Raw genomic sequence first — 2,288 nt, 5'->3', positions numbered from 1 at the left:
ATTTCATGCGTCTCCATGGTCTCATGAAAGGCCAGTTTTTCATTTTCCATCCAATCACCCCTTAAGTGTATGTAACAAAAGTAATTTTCCCTATTCAACTCATTGGTATACAGGGGGTCTAGGTTTTACCTTCTTTAAGAAACAATGAATAAGACCATTTGAACAACGAAAGATAAGTAAGTGAATGTAAATGAAAGGAGAGATACTTTTAATGGGAAAGTTAGGACTGCATGAAACGTTAGAGTTGCATGAAATATTGAATTTCAAAAGCCTTTGTCTATCCAAAAGTTCTATAATGAACGGATTAGTTCGAGATACGGAATTAAAAAACATTCTATTACAAGACATCAGCAGCGGCAGAGAGCAAATTCAAAGATTACAGGAAATTCTGGTTAATCAAGGAGAGGGGAAATAATGACCAACTTTTTGCAAAATATGGCGGGTATGAGTGGAATGACCGATCAGGTGATTGCAACTGACTTTCTGATTTCTGCCAAATCAGGAATTAGAAATGCGGCATTCGCTATAACTGAAACAGCTTCACCTGAACTGAGGGCTGCATTACGGGAACAGCTAAAGTCCGCTGTAGAAACACATGGGATCATAAGTGATTATATGGTTTCAAAAGGTTATTATCACCCTCAGGATATGGATGAGCAAGCACAGGTGAATCTTAAAACGGCTAATACGGCATTGGATCTTTCTCAACAATAAGATTTTGACGAGCTTTTGGATGGTTCCACTTTCCAAAAGCTAACTGATGAAGTGCCCTCTATCTTTTGATAGAGGGAAATTTCATTGCGATAATAAACATATCAACAAAAGTTGAGTTTTTTGTGTTGACTTTATCAACTGTAAATATTAAAATTACAGTAATCTCCTTGAGGAGGATGCAAAAAGTGAATAGTGATTTTACAATAGCTGTGCATAGTTTGGTCTATTTAGCTTATCTACCAGATCATATGGCTAGCAGTGAGTCTATCGCAGAAAACGTTTGTACAAATTCGGCAAGGATTCGGAAAATGATGAGCTGCTTACGGAATAAAGGATTTGTTAAGACTAAAGAAGGTGTGGGCGGAGGCTATATTCTGGACTGTAACCCTGAAGAGGTGAGTTTGGCAGATATTTATATAACGGTCTCGCATGGAACCTTGAAGCCAAAGTGGTGTACAGGTAATCCGGAGAAAAAATGTGTCATATCTTCCAATACCCAGGTAGTCATGGATCAAATCTTCGATGAAGCTGAGTTATATTTTGAAAAATATTTAGAAGATATTACTCTCAGCACTTTTTTAGAAAAAATTAAACAATGTCCGTGATGTTGATTTAGTTTTTTCTTTTGTCTTTACTGTACATTTTATTTTTACAGTTAATAATTGATAACAATAGAATATAAAAGGGGTGTTAAAAATGGCCGGAAATAATCAGTTAAATAATGGGGATTGGGTGCAGGGAAGATCAAGAGATGGAGAACTTATCCATGGTTACATTGAAACGGTAAGCGCGAATCGAGAAATCGTTAAAGTGAATGTGGTGGAAAGTGACAATGAAAAAGCGGTCGGGAAATCGATTTGGATTCCGAGTAAATGGACTGAAAAGCTGCCTGATCTAGAAATCAGTAACGAAAGTCATCTTTTGGCATTAATTGATTTGGCTTTACTATCTAAGGATGAAACATGGTTTATGGAGTTATCCGGTAAATTGGAATCGATTAAAATCCATCCGAAAATAAATATCAGGAAATCCGAGTTTCTTATCCCGGGAAATAGAATCGGGAAACTTGATTTAAATAGATGATGAGTCAAAAACCATAATATATCGGATAATACAAGGAGGACATGATCATGACAATAGAACATGTAACAGATGATAATTTTGCTAGTGAAATCAAGGAAGGTTTAGTACTGGTTGATTTTTGGGCACCGTGGTGCGGACCATGTAAAATGATTGCCCCAATCCTTAATGAAATTGATGTTGAAATGGGTGATCGGGTTAAGATAGTAAAATTGAATGTGGATGAAAATTCAGCTACGACAAGCGATTATGGAGTGATGGGAATTCCGGCCCTTATTCTTTTCAAAGATGGAGAAAAAGTAGATCAGGCAATTGGCTTACAGCCTAAAGAAGCCATTGCGGCATTGATTGAAAAGCATGCATGAGTAGTATGTGTTAAATAAAGGCTCTTTTCGTAAAGATTGTTGTTTTTAAAACGAAACTATTTAAGGTTGATTGGAGCGGAAGTGCGAGACTCCTGCGGGAGCAGCGGGACAGGTGAGACCCCACAGGCG

General features: G+C 37.3%; 5 protein-coding genes. All 5 read left to right on the top strand.

Going from position 1 to position 2,288, the window contains the following annotated elements:
- Window positions 1-211 precede the first annotated feature (211 nt).
- The 5 genes from AC1DVK_RS26710 to trxA all read left to right on the top strand — a co-directional run bounded on the left by AC1DVK_RS26710 (window position 212) and on the right by trxA (window position 2,159).
- Entirely contained in the window at window positions 212-415 is a 204-nt protein-coding gene (locus AC1DVK_RS26710) for a hypothetical protein (protein ID WP_061462715.1), read from the top strand.
- On the top strand, window positions 415-714 hold the full coding sequence (locus AC1DVK_RS26705) for a spore coat protein (RefSeq protein ID WP_089363237.1): 300 nt from the start codon (window positions 415-417) through the stop codon (window positions 712-714). The genes AC1DVK_RS26710 and AC1DVK_RS26705 overlap by 1 nt, the downstream gene beginning before the upstream one ends.
- 185 nt (window positions 715-899) lie before the next feature.
- Window positions 900-1,319, top strand: a complete 420-nt coding sequence (locus tag AC1DVK_RS26700; protein ID WP_061466045.1) for an RrF2 family transcriptional regulator — start codon at window positions 900-902, stop codon at window positions 1,317-1,319.
- A gap of 91 nt (window positions 1,320-1,410) precedes the next feature.
- On the top strand, window positions 1,411-1,797 hold the full coding sequence (locus tag AC1DVK_RS26695; protein ID WP_089363238.1) for an IDEAL domain-containing protein: 387 nt from the start codon (window positions 1,411-1,413) through the stop codon (window positions 1,795-1,797).
- A gap of 47 nt (window positions 1,798-1,844) precedes the next feature.
- Window positions 1,845-2,159: a thioredoxin gene (trxA, locus tag AC1DVK_RS26690; protein WP_089363239.1), complete on the top strand. Its 315-nt coding sequence runs from the start codon at window positions 1,845-1,847 to the stop codon at window positions 2,157-2,159.
- The last annotated feature ends 129 nt before the right edge of the window (window positions 2,160-2,288 follow it).

Source organism: Peribacillus sp. P4_B1 (assembly GCF_056402395.1).
This window is presented reverse-complemented; position numbering and strand designations above follow the sequence as displayed.

Coding starts and splice junctions, on each gene's coding strand:
- AC1DVK_RS26710 (WP_061462715.1), top strand. CDS start 212: ATGGGAAAGTTAGGACTGCATGAAACGTTAGAGTTGCATGAAATATTG.
- AC1DVK_RS26705 (WP_089363237.1), top strand. CDS start 415: ATGACCAACTTTTTGCAAAATATGGCGGGTATGAGTGGAATGACCGAT.
- AC1DVK_RS26695 (WP_089363238.1), top strand. CDS start 1,411: ATGGCCGGAAATAATCAGTTAAATAATGGGGATTGGGTGCAGGGAAGA.
- trxA (WP_089363239.1), top strand. CDS start 1,845: ATGACAATAGAACATGTAACAGATGATAATTTTGCTAGTGAAATCAAG.